The following is a 20399-nucleotide window of genomic DNA, read 5'->3' on the forward strand; positions in this document are numbered from 1 at the left end:
CATAAAAAAAGCCGAAGCTACTATTGTACGCTTCGGCTTTTTACCTATTAAGTTAACAGTTAACTTTACTTATTTTGATACTTTTGCATTTGCTTTTTGAGCCATATCTAAGTGCATTTTTAATACGGGCAGAGTTTTAGAGGCAAATCCTTTCACCTCCGCATCTTCGTTCTGGGTAGCTTTCTCAAATTCAGCAATATCTTTCTTGTGATCATCCACCATCATGCTCATATAATGCTTATCGAAATCAGCGCCCGACATGGCTTTCATGGCATCTACATGTTTTTGGTGTTCGGCGATCAGATCTACCGGCAGCGTTACATTTTTAGCAGCGGCCAGTGTTTTTAATTCTGCATTCGCTTTGCCGTGATCTTCCACCATTTTCTGACCAAATGCTTTTACATCGGCGTTACTGCCTTTTTCCTGCGCCATTTTACCTAATTCTACTTCCATCATGCCCCCACTGGCGGCTTTCAGCATAAAGTCATTAGCGGATTGGTTAGTGGGAGTAGCGTTCATAGTAGAACTAGCGGTTGTGTCCGAAGAAGTCATGCCGCTGGAATCGGAAGCAGTTCCCGAAGCGGAGGTGTTGTCGGTTGAATTTTCAGAATTGCTTTTGTTTGAATTACAGCCAAAGCCCGTTACTAACATAAAGGCAATCAGGCTGCTAATAGTTAATTTTTTCATAATTTTTCAGTTGTATTATTTTTTTACTCTATACGCAGCTAGTCTTATTACGTTATAGGGCTTTTATACACCTAATTTCCGGTAAAGCGGGCAGTTCGTTTTTCCAGGAAAGCCGCTACTCCTTCCCGAAAATCCGTTGATTGGCCTGCAATATCCTGGCAATAGGCTTCGTAATCAAGCATATCGTTTAAGGTGGCGCTCCCCGATTTTTGCAGCATTTTTTTAATTAAACCAATCGCTTTGGTAGGTGCGGCGGCGTACCTTTCGGCTAATTGCTGCACTGTTTTATCGAGGGCCTCGGCTGTTACAACCTGGTTCACCAAGCCTAATTCCAGAGCATCGTGGGCATTTACTTTAGTACCGAGGGTACATAACTCAAAAGCTTTTAAAGAACCAACTAACCGCGGTAAAAAAAACGATGAACCGGAATCGGGTACCAAGCCTATATTTATAAATAATTGACTTAAACTGGCCGCTTCGGAAGCTATTATCATATCGCAGGCCAAAATTAAGGAGCAGCCTGCCCCGGCCGCTACCCCGTTTAATTTACCAATAATTGGTTTCGGTAACTCCCGCATAGCCCGAATAACCGGATTATACCGTTTATGCAAAGAATCGGATAAGGAGCGATTTTCCAGTTGAGCGGCTTCTTTTAAATCCTGGCCGGAACAAAAGGCTTTACCCGATCCGGTGAGTACCAGTACCCGAACCTCGTTATTACGGGCTATTTGTTTTAAAATATCCTGCAACTCATCCGTAAGCTTTTCGTTGACGGCATTATACACCTCCGGCCGGTTTAAAGTAATAGTAGCAATACCATCCGATATTTGCAGCAGCAGCGTTTCGTACATGAGATATCATTAAGTAAAAGATAAATTTGGCTGTTCTAAAACTAAACATTTCTGTTCTGAATAACACTGCTTTTTAAGTATTTCTGCATTGGATAAAATAACTTATCTAAGATAATAACGAAAGCAGGACGAGGAATAATTTTACTCTTTTACTTGGTAAGTGAAGGAAAAAATACCTTTACAGGCATTTTTGATGCAGCAAAGGTTATAGCTTTTTGGTAACTGCCCAACATAAAACTTACTCCTTAGTAAAAAAGAAATTACCTTAGATTTACAGCAATTAAGTGCGCATCTTGCGGCATGACTCAATCGTCTGGATTAGGAATAGTAAATCGATTTTGGGGAGTAAATGGGGCTTTACTCGTACTTGGCTTAGCCTTGTTACCCTTTGTAATGTTAGCCGTTTTTTGTCATCCTGCCGCCGACGATTTTTGGTTAACCAATTTAGTCATAGCAAAAGGCCCCTGGCAAGCTCAACTCGACATGCGGCAAAATTGGAGCGGCCGTTATACAGCTATGCTAATAGGCAGCTTTAATCCGTTAGTTTACCATTCTATTACTTTATACAAAGTTTTACCCATTATTTTTTTAGTGCTTTTTGCTGGCAGCCTGTACGGGTTCGTGGCAGCTATTATCCGCCCCCAATTACCTCGTAAAACTGTACTGACACTGGCGTTGCTACTACTAGTATTGTACCTGCACCAAATACCTACGGTAGCGCAAACTATTTACTGGATGTCCGGAGTTATTAGTTATCAATTAGCTAACATCTTAGGTTTGTTCTTACTCACTAATTTAATTCGCTATTACCAACGAGTACCCAGTAAACGTACTATCTCCCGCCAACTGCTGATTACTTTCTTATTAATTGCTACTATCGGCTGCAACGAAACCAATATGGCGATGGTAGCATTTTTACTTACTTGCTTCTTTCTGCTTTCTATTTGGCAGCACCACTACCCCGATTATTTTCTACTTTGGCTACTGGCGGTAACGGCTATAGCGTGCAGTTTTGTTCTTTTGGCACCCGGCAACAACATGCGGGCGCAGGAATATCCCTTACAACACGATTTTTGGTACGCACTTGGGCACGCTTTGCTGGTTCCAATCAATAATACATTGAATTGGCTACTTTCCTCTCCGCTTTTACTTATTACGAGTATTTTACTTTTTTCAGTTGCCGCCAAATGGTTACCCAAAACCCAGGTTTTTCCTAAGGTTCATCCTGTATTAGTTGCTTTTATTTTGTACGGATGTTTAGCCAGCGGGTATTTTGTGGCCTACTGGAGCAAACACATGCCTTCTCCTCCCCGAGCACAGAATAGTATTTATTTTGTTTTCCTGCTCGGTTGGGTAATAAATCTGTTAATCTGGGCCCAGTTCCTGCGAGACAAGCTGGTATGGTTGCGGTTACCGAACTATGTGGCAGGTGTGCTACTGCTTTGGGGAATACTTTTTCTTTTTTACAGTAAACAATCCAACATTCGCATAGCTTATTCTGATTTACTTTCCGGGAAGGCAGCCCATTATAACCACGAAATGCAGGCTCGATACGTAACTTTAAAAACCAATGCGTGCCAGGAGTGCCCGATTAAAACTGCTAAAAACCGACCTAAAACTATTTTTTTTGAAGAAGTACCAGCCGATTCTTCTTGGGAGAATACTTTTTACGCCCAATATTTTGGCAAAAAGCTGCTTTTAATTTCAGAGTAATTCTAGTCCGGAAAGGCTTAACTAATTTACTATGCCAGTCTACTAGACCTGTAAGTTTTAATTTGCTGAAAGTTTCAAAATAACTTTAATAAATTACTACTAGTCTCCCGTTTTTTTAAATCGGCGGTAGATTAAGCAGTGTTGCAATAGTTAAAAAAACTAATTTATCCGTATATTATCTAAAGTACCTTACGAAAACACAATATGATAACCAAAGCAGAATTGATAAATACCTTAAAAGATATGCCAGAGAAGTTTTCCATTGATGAATTAATGGATAAGTTACTGTTATTGCAAAAAATAGAAATAGGTCGGGAGCAATCGAAAAAGGGAGAAGTGTATTCTACTCAAGAAGCTAAAGAAATGCTGAAGCAATGGTTAAAATAAACTGGACCGCCAAGCGATCGAAAATATACATGAAACACGTGAATACTTTAGTTATCAATCTAGGCAGTTTGCTGACCAATTAACAGATAAATTATTTGAGAAAACAAAAAATCTGGAACACTTCCCTCAAATAGGCCGAATAGTACCGGAGATAGACAAACCAGAAATTAGAGAATTGATCTTTAGAAATTATCAAATTGTATACCTGATTGTATCCGACAGCCAAATAGATATACTTGCTGTGCATAATGGATTCCGCCCTTTAAAAGAAGATTCATTATTTGATTAAATAAAAGACTCTACAATCTCGGAGGTATCTTACCCTAAGCATTATCATTCTATTAACTTGTATATAAATATAAACAAATAAGCCCAATGCATGAGCAATGGGCTTGTTACTAAAATACGAAGGTCTATTTTCTAGCGTCTAGATACTAAAATCCCAAATTAAAACTCCGCGCTTTTTGGGAAGCGCGGGAATGGAATCACGTCGCGGATGTTACCCATACCGGTAATAAACAAAATTAAACGCTCAAAGCCCAATCCAAAACCGGCGTGCGGCGCGGTACCGAATTTACGCAGTTCCAGGTACCACCACAGTTCTTCTTCGTGAATACCCATTTCTTTAATGCGGGCGGCCAGCTTCTCGTAATTTTCCTCGCGTTGCGAACCACCAATAATCTCCCCTATACCCGGGAACAACACATCCATGGCCCGTACGGTTTTACCATCTTCGTTTTGCTTCATGTAAAACGCTTTAATGTGTTTGGGATAGTTGGTGAGAATAACGGGTTTTTTAAAGTGCTTTTCTACTAAATAACGCTCGTGTTCGCTTTGTAAATCAGTACCCCACTCTACCGGAAATTCAAATTTCTGCTTTGCCGATTTTAAAATTTCTACAGCCTGGGTGTATTCTAAGCGCTCAAAGCTGTTAGTTACTACAAAGTTCAGACGGGTAAGAAGCTCCTTATCGTACATGTCGTTTAAGAACTGCAAGTCGTCTTTGCAGTTATTTAAAGCATACATTACCAGGTATTTGAGAAATTCCTCGGCCAAATCCATGTTATCGTTCAGGTCGTAGAAAGCCATTTCAGGCTCAATCATCCAAAACTCGGCTAAATGTCGGGTAGTGTTCGAGTTTTCGGCCCGGAAAGTTGGTCCGAAGGTGTAAATTTCGCCTAAGGCCATAGCAGCCACTTCTCCTTCTAGCTGACCCGAAACCGTCAGGTTAGTAGTTTTACCGAAAAAATCCTGCGAAAAATCGACGGCACCCGTTTCTGTTTTCGGCGGATTGGCAACATCTAACGTGGTTACCCGAAACATCTGACCGGCACCTTCGGCATCGGAACCCGTAATAATAGGCGTTTGCACGTAATAAAAGCCCTTATCATTAAAGTATTTATGTACCGCGTACGACATGGCGTGCCGAATGCGGAATACTGCGCCAAAAGTATTGGTACGTGGCCGCAAATGCGCAATTTCGCGCAAAAACTCCAGCGAATGTCCTTTTTTCTGCAACGGATACGTTTCAACATCCGCTAAACCTAATACCTCAATAGTTTTGGCTTGTATTTCTACGGATTGGCCTTTGCCTTGCGATTCTACGAGCATACCCGTTACGGCTACACAAGCGCCGGTAGTAATATCTTTTAAGCTTTCTTCGTTAAACTGCTGCACATCAGCTACCACCTGAACGGTATGGATGGTAGAGCCATCGTTTACGGCAATAAAATTTACAAATTTGTTTCCGCGCTTGGTGCGCACCCAGCCTTTTATTAATACATCTTGCCCTAAAGCATTACCTTGCAGCAATTCAGCAACCTTGGTTCGTTTCATAACTTTTAATTAGAAATTAAAAATTAGAAATTAGAAATTTTAAAGAAGCAGAAATAGTAGAAACACACTAATAATGCTAAAAATTAGCTAACCCGTTTGACTTTAAAAGGGTTTACTAAGTAATAGACTAGCCAAATTTCTAATTCTTAATTTTTAATTTCTAATTAGCGACGCTGTCGCGAGGGCACAAAGTAACGATATTTTAACCTTTTTTTTAGAAGAGCAGTAAAAATATCATATTTTTGACAAGCCAACGATTCCGCCGGTAAGATGGCCCCAATATGCAAAGACTCGATTTAAAACAACTTTTATCGCAGAAGCTCTCGCCGCAGCAGATACAGTTTATTAAGCTGTTACAAATTCCTACGGCCGAACTGGAAGCCCGGATAAAAGAAGAGATGGAGATGAACCCGGCCCTGGAAGAAGGCCCGGACGAAGATAAAGAACGCTCCGATGAGGAGGAAGGAAATGACGACGATGATTTTGACTCGGACGATAGCTTAGACGAAGATTTCGAGGAAGGCAGTTCCGAGGACTCGTACGACAGCGCAGATGATAACGTGGTTGACGATGGTGGGGATCTGGATTTAGATGATTACCTCCATTCCGACGAAATTGCGGGCTATAAAATGCAGGGCGATGGCCCGGGCGAAGACGAAGACCGGGATATGCCTTTAGCCGGCACTTCCACTTTAATCGATTCGCTCCTGGATCAGTTGGGCTTTTTGAACCTGAACGAAGAACAGGAAGCCATTGGCATGCAGCTCATCGGCAGTATTGATAACGACGGCTATATCCGGCGAGAATTAAGTTCTATTGCCAATGACCTGGCTTTTTCGCAGAATATTGAAGCTACCGAAGCCGAAATAGAAGCCGTTTTACGTAAAATTCAAACTTTCGACCCGGCCGGAATTGGTGCCCGCGATTTGCAGGAATGTTTACTACTGCAACTGGAGCGCCTCGACCAGGAAGAATACACCGAAATTGCCGAACGTATCATAGACGAGTGCTACGACGAATTCACGAAGAAGCACTACGAGAAAATTCAGTCGCGGCTGGATATTGATGATCACGAATTGAAACAAGCCATTAATATTATTTTAAAGCTGAACCCAAAACCCGGTGGCTCGGATGCGGGAGCCGGCAAACCGCAGTATATTATTCCGGATTTTATTTTAACCATTGAAAACGGCCAGTTTAATTTAACGCTTAATTCCCGGAATGCCCCTGACTTGCGCATTAGCCGCGAGTACGCCGATATGTTTGATGCGTATGATAAAAGCGCCAAAAAAGATAAAAAGCTGAAAGAAACGGTAACTTTTGTAAAGCAAAAGCTTGATGCGGCCAAATGGTTTATTGACGCCATTAAACAACGCCAGCAAACCTTGTTACGCACCATGGAGGCCATTGTAAAACGCCAGCGCGAATTTTTCTTGGAAGGTGATGAGAGTAAGCTGCGCCCGATGATTTTGAAAGATATTGCCGAAGACATAGGCATGGATATTTCAACCATTTCGCGGGTAGCCAATAGTAAAAGTGTACAAACCGAATTTGGGGTTTATCCGCTTAAATACTTTTTCTCCGAAGGAATTGCCACCGATTCCGGCGAAGATGCCAGCAGCCGGGAAGTAAAACATATTCTGAAAGAAATTATTGATAAAGAAAACAAAAAGAAACCTTTATCGGACGATAAACTGGAGAAAATGCTCAACGAGAAAGGCTACAACATTGCCCGTCGCACCGTGGCTAAATACCGCGAGCAATTAAATATTCCCGTCGCCCGACTGCGGAAAGAGCTTTAAGGAATTATAAATCAGAAATTATGAATTAGAAATGGGTGGTTTTCAATTTTAGTTTAAGTTAATTTGCTATCTGCAAAATAACCTATTAACTATTAAGTTATAGCTCTTGATTAATTTTCTAATTTTTAATTCTAATTTATAATTCTCTTCAGTGAACCGAATGCTGGCAAAGTTTATTTCTTTTATATTTCACCCCTTGCTGGTACCGTCTTACTTATATTACCTGCTCCTGTATTTTATGCCGGTATCCTTACTTACTTTTCCGCTGGTTAGCCGCTGGTTAGTAATGTTGCTGGTCTTTTTCTCTACTTTTTTAATTCCAACCCTGGGAACGCTGGCCTTGGTACGAACCGGTTACATAAAATCTATTATGGCCGAAGAACGTTCGGACCGCGCTTGGCCTTTATTTTTTACTACTGTCTGTTTCGGGATGCTTACCTATATGTTCTACCGCGAACAGGTTTTCGACCCTTTGCTGTATTTGATAATGGTGGTAATAACCCTGGCCGTGTTTTTCATTTTCGCTATTTCTTACTTCTGGAAAATAAGCGCTCATGGCGTGGGTATAGGCGGAGCGCTGGGATTTATCATTCTTTTGCACACCTGGCAGCCAGAACAACGAACCTTATATCTGGTATCCGGCTCCATTTTGTTAAGCGGTGTCGTACTTTCCGCGCGACTGGCCTTGGACGCTCATACGCCTTTGCAGGTTTACACCGGTTTTATAATGGGCTTAGCTTTAGGTTTTGGAATTGGCATTTTAGTCTGAAACGCAAATTTTAGCGGTTTTACTTAGAAATATAATCGTCGGAAGTGGTGCCTACTTACTGGTAAACTTTCATTTCGATATTTTCCTAAAAAAGTCAGCTCATAACCTAACGGCAAATTATTATCATACAGGGTGACCAATCTCCCAGTGCAATCCGAAAGGATCTACCAATCGCCCTAATCGCCACCCATGCTCTTCGCCTACCGGATATATTTGGATTGCTCCGGCGTTTAAAGCCTGAGTGAAGAGCGCATCCGGATTGGGCACTGTTAAAATCAGGCGAACAGAATTTCCTCCTACCGATTCCGGATTATTGCTGCCTTCATCCGGCGCTCCATCGCTTATCCAGAACTCAGCGCCCTTAACGGAAAGTTTAACTACTGTTCCTCCATCGGGCACTTCCAGACGGTACGTTTCTACAGCGTCAAAGGCCGATTTGTAAAAGTCAACGGCACTGCCGCTATTCCGCACAGATAACCAAGGAGCAATCGAGACAGAAACACTAGCAGTATTATCAGAATTACTTGTTTCAACACTATTCATTTAAATCAGAATTAAAAGGGTGAATTAAAAAGATTCAAGTACTAAAATCAGCAATCTAAAATATTTTACTAATAATTGTTAGTCACGTCTTTAACTACTTTGCTTAATCCAGTAATTTTTTACACAACTATTGTCTTTTCTGACCAACTGTAGTACTAGTTTTTTCTTAAGAGAGGCTTTTACCTGCTGGTAAAAGCCTCAACGTGTTAAACAATGTACCAGCATTTCTGGATGCTCACCGTGAAAAAATCGCATACTTTTATGGCATAAAGCTCTCTAATGTAACAAGTTTAGCGTAACAACTACTATAAAGTCAATTTAGAACAACAAAATTGTTCTTGGTAAAACAAATTTCCCAACCTTCTCCTTCTACAATTCATCCGGCTAATTCTACAGTTGAGTAAGGTTAATTTTCAGGGCGTGCTTCTCCGGTTCATATTTGAATCATAAAGCCTGCTACTATGAAAAAACTCCTACTCCTTCCGCTGATTTTCGCCTCGGCTACAAGTTGGGCGCAAACCACTATTTCCGGAACGGTTAAAGATAACCAAGGTAAGCCCATAATCGGGGCCAACGTTTTTTTAAAAGGGCTGTACGATGGAGCTTCGGCGGATACCACCGGCCATTATACTTTTAAAACGGAGGCAAAAGGTTCTCAAATACTAATAGCAACGTTTATCGGGTACAAGCAAAAAGAGCTGTTACTTGAGTTAAAACCGGGAGCGCAACAACTAACAATTAATTTAGCCGAAGAACGGAACGAGCTTAATACCGTGGTAATTACGGCCGGTGCTTTCGAAGCTAGCGACGAAAAACGGGCTACGCTGTTAAAGCCGCTGGACATTGCTACTACGGCCGGGGCCACTGCCGATATTACCGGCGCTTTAAACACCTTACCGGGCACCACCAAAGTAGGCGAAACCGGAAAATTATTTGTGCGGGGCGGTGACAGTTACGAAACTAAAACCTTTATGGATGGGCTGCTGGTAAACAAATTTTATAATTCCAGCGTGCCCGATGTTGCGGCCCGAGGCCGTTTCTCTCCTTTTATGTTCAGCGGCACGGTGTTTAGTTCCGGCGGCTACTCCGCCGAATACGGACAAGCTTTATCCTCCGCTTTATTACTTACTTCAAACGACTTAGCTACCGAAAGCCAGACGGGTTTATCGCTAATGGCAGTGGGCGTAAGCGCTTCGGAAACGAAACGCTGGAAAAGTTCATCGCTGGCAGTATCGGCAGATTATTCTAATCTGGCTCCTTTGTTCGGGCTAATGAAACAAGATTTAAATTGGCAGAAAGCACCCGTTTCGGTGGGCGGCACTACGGTATTCCGGTATAAAACTTCTAAAACGGGTATGCTCAAAGTATTCGGCAGTCTAAGCCAATCAAAAATGGTTTTACAGCAACCAGACTTAGACCAGGAAAACAGCACTTTGCGAGTAAATTTACACAACCAGAATACCTACTTAAACGCGTCTTACCGGGAAATACTAAGTCCGAAATGGACCGTACGGTCAGGTTTGGCTTTCTCCCGCGACCAGGACCAATTGGGTTTAAACGTGAATAAATTAAAAACGCAGGAGTGGCAAGGCCTTGCTAAAACAGTTTTTACGTACCAAGCCAGTGAGGCAATTTCCTTTAAAGCAGGCAGCGAGTACCAGCAAAAAAACTTCGACCAGCATTATTTCATTGCGCAGCCGAAGCAAACGATAGGCGGCAATTTTACCGACCGAACCAGTGCGGTATTCTCGGAAGCCGATATTTACCTGAGCAACCGCCTGGTGCTGCGGCCCGGTGTTCGTGCTGAATACAGCAGCAGAATCAACCGGACTAATGTAGCACCCCGCGCCTCCTTGGCTTACAAAACCGGTAGCTACAGCCAGATATCGGCAGCTTTCGGGCATTACTATCAAACTCCCGAAAACGACTATTTAAAATACTCTCGTAACCTGAACTTTGAAAATGCCAAGCATTATATTTTAAATTACCAGCACATTCAGGAAAACCGTACTTTTCGGCTGGAAGGATTTTACAAGAAATACAACCAACTCGTTACCTTTCAGCAAGTAAACACTTACACCTTTTCCAACCTGCAAAACAGAGGTAACGGCTACGCGACAGGTATAGAACTATTTTGGCGCGACCAGAAAACCATTAAGCACGGCGATTATTGGATTTCGTACTCCTGGCTGGATACCAAACGTTACAATAAGTTCTACGAGTACGCGGTAACTCCTACGTTTGCGGCGAAGCATAATGTAGCGGTTGTATACAAACATTTTTTACCTAAACTCCAAACTTTAGTCGGGGCTACGTACAGCCTGGCGAGTGGCCGGCCGTATCATAATCCGAATCTGCCGGGTTTTAATCAGGAACGCACGCCCACTTATACTGATTTAAGCCTGAACATTAGTTACCTGACCAATATCAAAAAGCATTACACCATTTTGTACGTATCGTGCACTAATTTACTGGGTCATCAAAATATATACGGTTACCGGTTTGGCAATATCCCTAATGCCGCCGGAGAATACCAAAGTGCCGCGATTAAGCCACCCGCTCCTCGGTTTGCTTTTGTCGGGCTATTTATTTCCATCAATCACCCAACTAAAACGCAGTAACTATTATCAGCAGTAACTATTATCATTTATCAATTTCCATTTATCCCTTTTTCAATCAATCAGCTATTTAATTTTTCAAATTATTCCACCATTTAACTTAGAAAGACCATGAAAACTGTACTGTTTATTCTTAGCTTTATTTTAGTAGCTACTTCTACTTTTGCTCAAAATACTTTTGTTACTGCTATGGCCGGTGCTATTAGTGACTTGCAGAAGGCTAAAACGTCCGCTGAATTGCAAGGCACCGTTAATAAATTTGAACGCATTGCCAGCTCCGAAACAAAGGAATATTTACCCTTGTATTATGCCGCGCAAGGTTACATTCAGATGAGTTTTTTAGAACAGGAAGGAACTAAAAAGGACCAGTTGTTAGACCGGGCGCAGCAACACCTCGACCAGGCTTTGAAACTGCAAGCCAACGAATCCGAGATTTTTGCTTTACAGGGTTTATTGCACCAAGCCCGGATTCAAATAGATGCTATGAACCGGGGGGCTCAATACGCGCCTTTGGCCATGCAGGCCCTGGAAAAAGCTAAAAATCTAAATCCGGAAAACCCAAGAGCGTATTACTTAATGGGGCAGAACTTATTTTATACGCCGGCGATGTTTGGTGGTGGACCAGCAGCAGCCTTACCTTTACTCACTCAAGCTCAACAAAAGTTTGCTCAATTTAAACCTACTTCCGCTATTGCCCCGGATTGGGGTTTAACCATTAATAACTACCTGCTCGAAAAATGCCAGACCAACAGCGCCAGCGGAAAGTAACTCTTGAATCCCTAACTAAAGTTAGAGGCAATTCAAAAGGTACAGACTAAATACAGTTAAGAAAGAGTCTGCAATACCTTTAAAACAGTAATGGCTTGCTATTTAACCCTTTCATAAGTAAATTTTTCAATATATTCACACTGTGGTCTATGGACTATCGACTGTGGACTATCGACTAAATTTTAAACCATGAGTATTATTAACGGCCGAATGACTACCCGCTTAGACCGGGAATTTGTGGTGTTCTTGATTGGAATGCGCATTAATAAATTCTGGAGCATCGGGCAATGGTTGCCTGTGGCCATGTCTATGCCCCGCATGATTCAGGAACTGGTAAAAAATCCGGCTTCCGGTTTTCTGGGTAGTGAGCAATGGTTCGGGCGCACTACCATAATGGTACAATACTGGGAATCGTTCGAGAAACTGGAAGCTTACGCCCGCAACCCGAAGGCCGAGCATTATCCGAATTGGATAAAGTTTAACAAGCAAGTACGCGCTTCGGGCGCAGTGGGCGTGTGGCACGAAACGTACCAGATTGCGCCGGGCAAACACGAAAGCATTTACGTAAACATGCCGCCTTTTGGCTTAGGAAAGGTGAGTAAAAGCATGCCGGTAACCGATTACCTGGACGAAGCCCGTAACCGAATGAAGGTAACCGAACAACCTTAGTTTCCTGAGTCCATTTACCGTATGGGACCCGCAAAAATATTATCTTTCCGCCCCAAACCTGCACTAGTGTCAACTACTCCCATTAAAACTGTTTCTCCCCATAAAAGGCCGTCGGTTAAGTTCCTGAAATGGCCGGTATTAATTTTTCTTCTGCTTAATTTACTAAACTTTCTGCCTTATTTTCGCCAACCTGAGAAATGGCAATTAAAACCAGGACTTTTTAGCTTATTTTTTTCAACCGTTGCTTTTTACCTTCTCTGGACAGCTAACGACCAATTGTCCAGAGGATTGGACCGCTATTATCCGTGGCTCAGAAATCCGGGCCGGCGGTTATTCATTAGCTTAGTTGGTACCCTGGTAGTTTCGTTTCCGATAATTATTGGAATAAACGCCGTGATGCTACCGTTGCGTGGTTTAAGTTTAATGACTTTAACCACTAAAGATTGGCTTAATTTGGTTTACGGCCCAGTGGTTATTACCTTTTTCATTTCCTTATTCATGCACAGTCGTACTTTTTTATTAGGCTGGCGCCAAACTGCCATCGACGCCGAACGCTTGCAAAAAGAAAGTATTGCCTCGCAGTACGAAAGCCTGAAAACCCAGGTAAACCCGCATTTTTTGTTTAATAGTCTGAATGCTCTTACCTCGCTGGTAACCACCGACCAGGAATTAGCCGTGAAATTTATTAAGCAGCTTTCCGAAGTATACCGCTACGTGCTCGACAGCCAAAGCAAAGAAGTAGTATCGCTAGCCGATGAGATGAAATTTGTGCATTCATACATTTTTTTACAACAGATTCGGTACAGCAACAGCTTACAGATAAAATTAGCTGGTTTTCCCGCCACTAACTACCAGATTGCTCCGCTTTCGGTGCAAATGCTTATCGAAAATGCCATTAAACACAACATGATTCTGGAAGACCAACCCCTCCAAATAAAAATTTACCAGCCCGACGAGGAATATCTGGTAGTAGAAAATAATCTGCAAATCAAGAATGTACGCTCCGATTCAGTGGGTATGGGGTTAAAAAATATTCAAGCCCGTTATAGCTATTTAACCGGTAAGCCAGTAGTAATCGAGCAAACCACCGCGTATTTTCGGGTTAAATTACCATTGCTTCACTTTACCTCCTGATGCGCACGCTTATTATTGAAGACGAAAAACTGGCTTCCGACCGTCTGGCTAACTTACTGCAACAAATCAATCCGGAAATAGAAATTATAGGTAAAATTGAATCGGTACGAAAAGCGGTGCAGGAATTTAATGCTGGTTTGCATCCTGATTTAGCCTTCTTTGATATTCAACTAGCCGATGGATTAAGCTTTGAGATTTTTGACCAGACCACGGTACCTTGCCCCATAATTTTTACTACGGCTTACGACGAATATGCCATTAAGGCTTTCAAAGTAAACAGTATTGATTATTTGCTAAAACCCATTGATGCCGACGAGTTAGCGGCCTCTCTCCGCAAATTTCGGCAATTAACTTTACCCGCTACCCGCCCGCCGGAACCCACTACGCCTAACCTGGAGTTCTTGCAAAAAGCCATGCAGATGTTGGGCCACCAGCCTTACAAAAATCGGTTTGTAGTAAAAGTGGGAGAACACCTTAAATCTATACCGGTGGAGCAAATTGATTTTTTCTTTAGCCTGGAAAAAGCTACGTTCCTGCAAACGAAAGAAAACAAGCGCTTTGTTGTGGATTTTTCGTTGGAGCAACTCGAAAGCTTACTCGACCCGCAGCAATTCTTTCGGATTAACCGCAGCTACTTAATTGGTCTTAATGCCATTCAGGATATTGTTAGTTATTCAAATAGCCGCTTAAAAACTTTTTTAAGAAATTCTACCGATACCGACGTAGTTGTAAGCCGCGAAAAAGTAAACGCCTTTAAAGATTGGCTGGATAGGTGATTATCTAAATCGCCGATTTACACGGATTACATGGCACAGATAACAGCTAAATGAATAAATTCCAGCTCAATTTATTCGCCCTCTCGATGCTGTACAATGCAGGCTTGGCTTATTGGCTTCATTGATTTACGAAAATACAAACTGCCTCGTAGCTGCGCGCCAGATACTACCTATCCGTATGAAAAGGCTCATCCAAAAAGGAAGCTCCTGCGTAATGCTTACTTCTATTCCTGAAAAAATTGTTTATCGTATGGCTTAGCGCTAAAAAACAACTCGCATAAGGCTGAATTTTAAATTTATTTGCTCCAGAAACTCACCATTACAGAATGTTATTCAACTGCTCCTTAATTTTCTCGAGTTCTTCTTTCATTTCCACAACAAAGCGCTGAATAGCCGCATCGTTGGCTTTAGAACCAATAGTATTAATCTCGCGCCCAATTTCCTGCGAAATAAAACCTAACTTTTTACCAGTGGGCTCGGGTAAAAAAACCGTTTCGGTAAAATAGTGGAGATGATTTATTAGCCTTACTTTTTCCTCGGCAATATCCAGTTTTTCAATAAAATAAATCATTTCCTGTTCAAAGCGGTTTTCATTGAAGGCTTCGGCTGAACTTATTTCTGTTAAATGGGCTCGTAAACGATTACGAATATTTTCTACCCGGATAGGGTCTTGTTTGTCAATTTCGGCTAATAAAATACGGATACGATCCACGTAGGTCATAATTTCCGTGGTTAGAGCTTTTCCTTCGTCGGTCCGGAAATGGTTAAACTGCTTCAGGGCTTCCTCTAACAAAAATTGCACTTCTTCCCACGTAATTACTTCCGCTTCTTCTTCCGGATTTGCTCCCAGTTGCACAACTTCGGGCATTTGCAGTGCCAGTCGGAACAATTCACTTTTACCCGCTCCTACTCTATCGGCCGCTTGCTCCAGTTCGGCATAATACAATTGCAGCAACTCTGTATTAATGGAATTACGCGTTTTACCCGCCCGGTTCCGACTAAAATCTACCGTAAGGTTTATTTTACCCCGTACCAAGCTTTTTGAAAGTAAGTTCCGGATTTCGTGCTCTTTCTCGGCTAAAAAGCGGGGTAAACGGACCGATAAGTCCATACTTTTAGAATTAAGCGATTTAACTTCTACTGAAATGCTATACTGGTCGGTTTCGCGCTGGGCAAGGCCGAAGCCCGTCATTGATTTTAACATCCGATTTTATTTTGCTGTTTTGGATTTGGTTCAAAAGTACGCGAAAAAGCAATATTTATATTCTAATTTTTTCTTTGCACTATTCTAACTTCCATCCAATTGTACGTTACGGTTTAGCTTATAATGGAAACTATTTTAATAAAAAAATGCTTAATCTTGTGCGCTACGATCTAAAAGCGGAAAGGTTTGTTAATAACAATGAAACTGAATTCTTTTAAAACTCTAAAAACCAAATGCGGTAAAGAGTTTAATAAGGACATACTTAAAGTAATAGCTTTTACCACAAACAATTTTAAGTATTCGCATAACACTTACACCATTTATAAGACCCCCGGTGATGGTTATATGCGGTGCTTACATAATTACGACGCCATTACCGATTACACTACCATTATTTGTGAGCTTATCAGCGAACAAGAAGCATTCACTTATTTAAGTAAAACTTATTCCTGATTGTTCTTTGATTTTATTCTAAAAGACTACTCCCAAGAAGAGTAGTCTTTTTATTTTACAAATAAAGCTAATGGTCTATTACAGGTTTAGAAAACCAAGGAAGAATTGGTTTTACCTGGCGCAAAACCATTATATTTGCACTATGAAATTTGGAGTAGTAATTTTTCCAGGCTCTAACTGCGACCAGGATGTGATCGAAGTTTTAAGCCGTACCTCGCAACAACCAGTAGCCCGCCTTTGGCACAAAGACCACGATCTACAAAATTGTGATTTTATTGTATTACCAGGTGGATTTTCTTACGGTGATTATTTGCGCTCCGGTGCTATTGCCCGTTTTTCTCCTATTATGCAGGAAGTAGTGGCCCACGCTAACAGAGGTGGTTATGTATTAGGCATTTGCAACGGCTTCCAGATTTTGACCGAAGCCGGCCTTTTGCCCGGCGCATTGTTGCGCAACATAGAACAAAAATTTATTTGTAAAAACGTACACATAAAACCGGAAACCAACTCTTTGTTGCCCACCCGGCACTTAGATGTTAATAAAGCTTACAAAATTCCGGTAGCTCACGGCGAAGGCCGTTTTTTTGCGGATGCCGATACTTTAAAGCGTTTGAACGATAACGAACAGGTGATGTTCCGGTATTGTGATGCCAATGGAAATACCGAAGCAAGTTTTAACTGTAACGGTAGCCTAGAGAGTATTGCGGGAATTAGTAATGCGAACAAAAATGTATTTGGTATGATGCCTCATCCCGAACGGGCCGCCGATCCTGATTTAGGTAATTTAGATGGTTTAGCTATTTTCGAATCGATAATGGATACGGTTGCTGTTTCATAGAAATTTTAACGGCATAAAAAAAGCTCTTACTACCCAGTAAGAGCTTTTTTTATGCCGTTGATTTAAGCTTTTTAAACCATCAGAGTAATTTATTAAAAATCGTAACCTAATGTCAGGTAAATAATTGGACCGGTATCTTTAAAGTTTTCTTTACCCCAGGCAATATCCGCCTTGCCGTAAACTCCCAGTAAAGTAGTACGAACCCCAGCCCCGTAACCAAACAAGAATGGATTCCGGTAGTTTACCACCGTGGCCTGGAACGGATTGGTATTAAACTCCCCTTGATTTCCGCCTAAAACCTGGGTATTGTACGAATTTTTCCGGTTAAACGGACTCACCCCGGTATAAGCCGATCCAATATCGGTAAAGCCGGTAAACTGAAGATTACGGAAGAAACCGGAAGCAATGGGCGAATCTTTAAATAAATACTGAATAATTGGAATGCGCAATTCGGAATTCAGCAATAAGGCCGAAGTACCATTGCGGGCGTTGTATTTAAAACCACGCATATTGGTGGCAAATTGCAAAAAGAATAATTCAGCCGGCCGAGGTGGCGTACCATTATAAATAGAAGGGCCATTATCATCGTAAGAAGAGAAGAGCCAATTATCCATTCCGCCTAGAATAAATCGATTAGGTGATGCTCCAAAGTAATGACCATACGTTAATCGGTTGGCAAAAATAATCTGGCGGTGTACTTTTTGGTAGTGCCGTAAATCCAGATAAAATTTATTAAATCCTTCCAGTTTATTATCTAAACCACGCAGAGCCATAAAACCCGCCTTCATCCGGGTACCTTCGTACATGTTTACGCCCATGGTAACGGAATTGTCAAAAACAACTTCTGCTCCACCACCGGCAAAATTCATAACGCTATCTGCTTCAGCCAACACATTCGTAACCGCATAATTAGTATGGACAAACTTAGGCAGCAACCGTACACTTAGGCTATGGGTAAGCGGATAAATAATAGCCGGCGTAAATTCATGGCGGCCATACCGTAAATCTTTGGTTTGGTAAGAAGTAAAAATACTTTGTTTTTGGTAAGATACCCGCAAATCGTAGCGATGCTTTAAGTTGCTGTACTCGGTATAAAAATTACTTGATCGCAAATCAGTTAGTAAAAATACCCCGCCCCGAATCCGGTGGTCTTCAAACATATCCGACATTCCTACTTCGGCCACAATGCCAAAACCCATCAACGGGTCCTGATACACCGAAGTAATCAATTTATTAATGCTAAACCGTAAATCGTATTTTACTGGCCCGGCTAGTTGCACAGCTTCCATTGTCTGCGTTTGCGGTTGTGCCGAACGAGCACCGGTTATACTTCTGGGACGGGCCGGCTTTTGTTGGTCAGTTTCAAATTCGTAATTACGGGTATCTACTGCTTTATCTTTCGCTACTTCTTTGTTGTTAGTGGTACTTGTTTGGGCAGTATCAACGGGTGCAGTTGGTTGTGTGGTTTCTTTATTCACCGCAATGGCTGGCCGGATAGACCGCTGTTCCAGCGTTTGCTGCCGAACGGTTTTAAATTCCGGATTCACCTGAAAACTAAAACCCGGAAACATATACACAAAATCTTGGTCGCGATCGGCCGCTACTAAAGAAAGATTATTATTGTTCGGGTTAAAATCGTAGCTCTTAATATTTTGTAAAAACGCCGAAACTCTCTCATTTTGCCCGGATGCCAGATTGTACCGATATAGAGAACGAACCCCGCTCTCTTCACCTAAATACAAAAAGCTTTGCTCATCGAGTGGCCGGGGGTTAGATTCATTAGAAATGGACCGAGTAAGCTGCTTAAAAGCAAAACCTTGTTTGTTTAAGTCGTAGTAATAGATATCAAAATTATTAACAATCTTTTCAAATTGCGGTATTACTGATCCCGTTGAATCCAGAAAGCGGTTAGAAGAGAATAATAATCCTTGATTACCCTTCATAAAAACTACGTTGCGATCGTCGTATAAATCATTGGTAATTTGCTCTGCTTTCCGCCCGCGGTATAAGAATATATCGCTTTTACCATCGCGCACGGCACTCATTACCAGCATTTTACCATCGTCGGAATAATCCATATCCAGAATTTGTGTAAACTGGTTTAAGGCTCCTTCGGGTTTACCAATGATCGATTTAATGGTTTTAGAAATAGAAAAATTACGCCGGTCTAAGTAATAGCTGGACAAAGTAATAATACCTCTTTTTACTTCGGCAATACCTAATTGAGTGTTAGACTTCCAGGCCAGTAGAGGCATTTTCGTATCAATTTGCTGATCGGGTGTTTTATAACCACCCTTCCGGATAGTCCTTGACCGGCGTTTAGCAATGTCGTATAATTTAATTTCGTACTGGCCGCGATCATTTTCTACGTAAGCGAGTTTAGTACCATTTGGTGTAAATACTGGCTCACTGTAGATATTATCTTTTCGGTTTTTCTTGAATAATTGCCGGTTGGCATCTATCGGATTTAAACGCGTACTGGTAACGCTGTTCATTTGCAGATAATAATTACTCCAATCTCGCACAAAGCGGCGGTACGGAATATTTAAGCTGCTGGAAATACCAATTTCTACATCGCGGGTAATGCGGGTTAAGTTCAGAATATTCTGGATAGACGTATAGCCGTAACGCTCGGTAATATAATTCCAAACCGATTGACCAGCTAATTGCTGGTTCCGGACAAATAAGGCTTCGGGCTTTTTATTTTTGGTTTTGGTAACCATATCCCGCATGTAATTGTCCATATCCACGTTCCAGCCTTCGGTAATATAGGTGGCCGCCCCGGTGATAAACCAATCGGGTAATTTAAGCAAATAACTGCTTTGCAATACTTCTTTCAAACTACCCCCGTACATCATATCGTTCAGGAGCAGCATGGTAATATTGTAACTGATATTTTTCTTAAACCGGGTTTGAGTACCGTCAAAAGCTAATTCTACTTTATTTTTCAGGAACATGGTTTCGCCGCCGGTTTGGTAGCGATCGTCGTTCAAGCCAATGTTACTCTGGCGTAAATCGGCGATGGAATTATAAAGAATGAGCGTAGTTTTAGAATACGGATAATAGCCAATAATACTGGTAATGCGTTTTAGTTCTTTTTCGGCGTATTCGGCGGTATTAATAGCGGCTTGTTTGCCTCCGTTATAAAAGTAAACATTAAAATTTTGGGTGCTGTAAAATTGCCAATTAAAGCTTTTATACTGAATGCGGTTCTTGCCGAAGGCTTCCTGCCCTACCACTTGGTTCTGTGCCTGCCCGGCAAGGGTCATGAAAAATGTACTTAGCAACAGTAAGATTACCTTTTGCCAACCAAAAGGTAAAACGTGTTTAGAAGTGTTACTCATATAAAGT

At 41.7% G+C, this 20399-nt stretch carries 18 protein-coding genes; 12 read left to right on the top strand and 6 right to left on the bottom strand.

Going from position 1 to position 20399, the window contains the following annotated elements; translation table 11 throughout:
- Window positions 1-69 precede the first annotated feature (69 nt).
- Both AHMF7605_RS13030 and AHMF7605_RS13035 read right to left on the bottom strand, forming a co-directional pair.
- A complete protein-coding gene (locus AHMF7605_RS13030) occupies window positions 70-687 on the bottom strand; it encodes a DUF4142 domain-containing protein (RefSeq protein ID WP_106929978.1) in 618 nt (205 codons plus the stop codon).
- A 71-nt stretch (window positions 688-758) separates the two neighbouring features.
- On the bottom strand, window positions 759-1538 hold the full coding sequence (locus AHMF7605_RS13035; protein WP_106929980.1) for an enoyl-CoA hydratase-related protein: 780 nt from the start codon (window positions 1536-1538) through the stop codon (window positions 759-761).
- Window positions 1539-1838: 300 nt separating this feature from the next.
- On the opposite strand from AHMF7605_RS13035, the gene AHMF7605_RS13040 reads away from it, so the two are divergent.
- From AHMF7605_RS13040 to AHMF7605_RS31115, 3 genes are all read left to right on the top strand, one after another.
- Window positions 1839-3251: a DUF6056 family protein gene (locus AHMF7605_RS13040; protein WP_106929982.1), complete on the top strand. Its 1413-nt coding sequence runs from the start codon at window positions 1839-1841 to the stop codon at window positions 3249-3251.
- A 204-nt stretch (window positions 3252-3455) separates the two neighbouring features.
- Window positions 3456-3638, top strand: coding sequence for a hypothetical protein (locus AHMF7605_RS13045; RefSeq protein WP_106929984.1), 183 nt, complete (start codon window positions 3456-3458; stop codon window positions 3636-3638).
- A 1-nt stretch (window position 3639) separates the two neighbouring features.
- Window positions 3640-3927, top strand: coding sequence for a type II toxin-antitoxin system RelE/ParE family toxin (locus AHMF7605_RS31115; protein ID WP_106929986.1), 288 nt, complete (start codon window positions 3640-3642; stop codon window positions 3925-3927).
- 158 nt (window positions 3928-4085) lie between these two features.
- Here the strand turns inward: AHMF7605_RS31115 and asnS are convergent, their stop codons facing one another.
- Window positions 4086-5474, bottom strand: a complete 1389-nt coding sequence (asnS, locus tag AHMF7605_RS13055) for an asparagine--tRNA ligase (protein WP_106929988.1) — start codon at window positions 5472-5474, stop codon at window positions 4086-4088.
- Between the two features lie 281 nt (window positions 5475-5755).
- Between asnS and rpoN the strand changes: the two genes are divergently transcribed.
- Together rpoN and AHMF7605_RS13065 are read left to right on the top strand one after the other, a co-directional pair.
- Entirely contained in the window at window positions 5756-7276 is a 1521-nt protein-coding gene (gene rpoN / locus AHMF7605_RS13060; RefSeq protein WP_106929990.1) for an RNA polymerase factor sigma-54, read from the top strand.
- Between the two features lie 160 nt (window positions 7277-7436).
- On the top strand, window positions 7437-8045 hold the full coding sequence (locus tag AHMF7605_RS13065; protein ID WP_233219039.1) for a hypothetical protein: 609 nt from the start codon (window positions 7437-7439) through the stop codon (window positions 8043-8045).
- Window positions 8046-8168: 123 nt separating this feature from the next.
- On the opposite strand, the gene AHMF7605_RS13070 is transcribed toward AHMF7605_RS13065, so the two are convergent.
- On the bottom strand, window positions 8169-8588 hold the full coding sequence (locus tag AHMF7605_RS13070; protein WP_106929994.1) for a VOC family protein: 420 nt from the start codon (window positions 8586-8588) through the stop codon (window positions 8169-8171).
- 461 nt (window positions 8589-9049) lie between these two features.
- Between AHMF7605_RS13070 and AHMF7605_RS13075 the strand changes: the two genes are divergently transcribed.
- The 5 genes from AHMF7605_RS13075 to AHMF7605_RS13095 all read left to right on the top strand — a co-directional run bounded on the left by AHMF7605_RS13075 (window position 9050) and on the right by AHMF7605_RS13095 (window position 14553).
- Entirely contained in the window at window positions 9050-11209 is a 2160-nt protein-coding gene (locus tag AHMF7605_RS13075; RefSeq protein WP_106929996.1) for a TonB-dependent receptor, read from the top strand.
- Between the two features lie 108 nt (window positions 11210-11317).
- The gene (locus tag AHMF7605_RS13080) at window positions 11318-11974 is read left to right on the top strand and encodes a hypothetical protein (protein ID WP_106929998.1); all 657 of its coding nucleotides are present in this window, start codon (window positions 11318-11320) and stop codon (window positions 11972-11974) included.
- A 189-nt stretch (window positions 11975-12163) separates the two neighbouring features.
- Entirely contained in the window at window positions 12164-12643 is a 480-nt protein-coding gene (locus AHMF7605_RS13085) for a DUF4188 domain-containing protein (protein ID WP_106930000.1), read from the top strand.
- Window positions 12644-12664: 21 nt separating this feature from the next.
- Window positions 12665-13777 carry a sensor histidine kinase gene (locus tag AHMF7605_RS13090; RefSeq protein WP_106930002.1) on the top strand — a complete coding sequence of 371 codons (1113 nt, stop codon included), beginning with the start codon at window positions 12665-12667 and terminating at the stop codon, window positions 13775-13777.
- Complete coding sequence (locus tag AHMF7605_RS13095) at window positions 13777-14553, top strand: LytR/AlgR family response regulator transcription factor (protein ID WP_106930004.1); 777 nt, start codon at window positions 13777-13779, stop codon at window positions 14551-14553. Before AHMF7605_RS13090 ends, AHMF7605_RS13095 begins: the two co-directional genes overlap by 1 nt.
- 319 nt (window positions 14554-14872) lie before the next feature.
- Here the strand turns inward: AHMF7605_RS13095 and AHMF7605_RS13100 are convergent, their stop codons facing one another.
- Window positions 14873-15757, bottom strand: coding sequence for a YicC/YloC family endoribonuclease (locus tag AHMF7605_RS13100; RefSeq protein WP_106930006.1), 885 nt, complete (start codon window positions 15755-15757; stop codon window positions 14873-14875).
- A gap of 198 nt (window positions 15758-15955) precedes the next feature.
- Between AHMF7605_RS13100 and AHMF7605_RS13110 the strand changes: the two genes are divergently transcribed.
- Both AHMF7605_RS13110 and purQ read left to right on the top strand, forming a co-directional pair.
- The gene (locus tag AHMF7605_RS13110; protein WP_106930011.1) at window positions 15956-16210 is read left to right on the top strand and encodes a hypothetical protein; all 255 of its coding nucleotides are present in this window, start codon (window positions 15956-15958) and stop codon (window positions 16208-16210) included.
- A gap of 142 nt (window positions 16211-16352) precedes the next feature.
- A complete protein-coding gene (gene purQ / locus AHMF7605_RS13115) occupies window positions 16353-17048 on the top strand; it encodes a phosphoribosylformylglycinamidine synthase subunit PurQ (protein WP_106930013.1) in 696 nt (231 codons plus the stop codon).
- 92 nt (window positions 17049-17140) lie between these two features.
- On the opposite strand, the gene AHMF7605_RS13120 is transcribed toward purQ, so the two are convergent.
- Window positions 17141-20392, bottom strand: a complete 3252-nt coding sequence (locus AHMF7605_RS13120) for a hypothetical protein (protein WP_233219040.1) — start codon at window positions 20390-20392, stop codon at window positions 17141-17143.
- Window positions 20393-20399: the final 7 nt, after the last annotated feature.

It is taken from the genome of Adhaeribacter arboris (genome assembly GCF_003023845.1).
In the GTDB taxonomy this organism is placed as follows: Bacteria; Bacteroidota; Bacteroidia; order Cytophagales; family Hymenobacteraceae; genus Adhaeribacter; species Adhaeribacter arboris.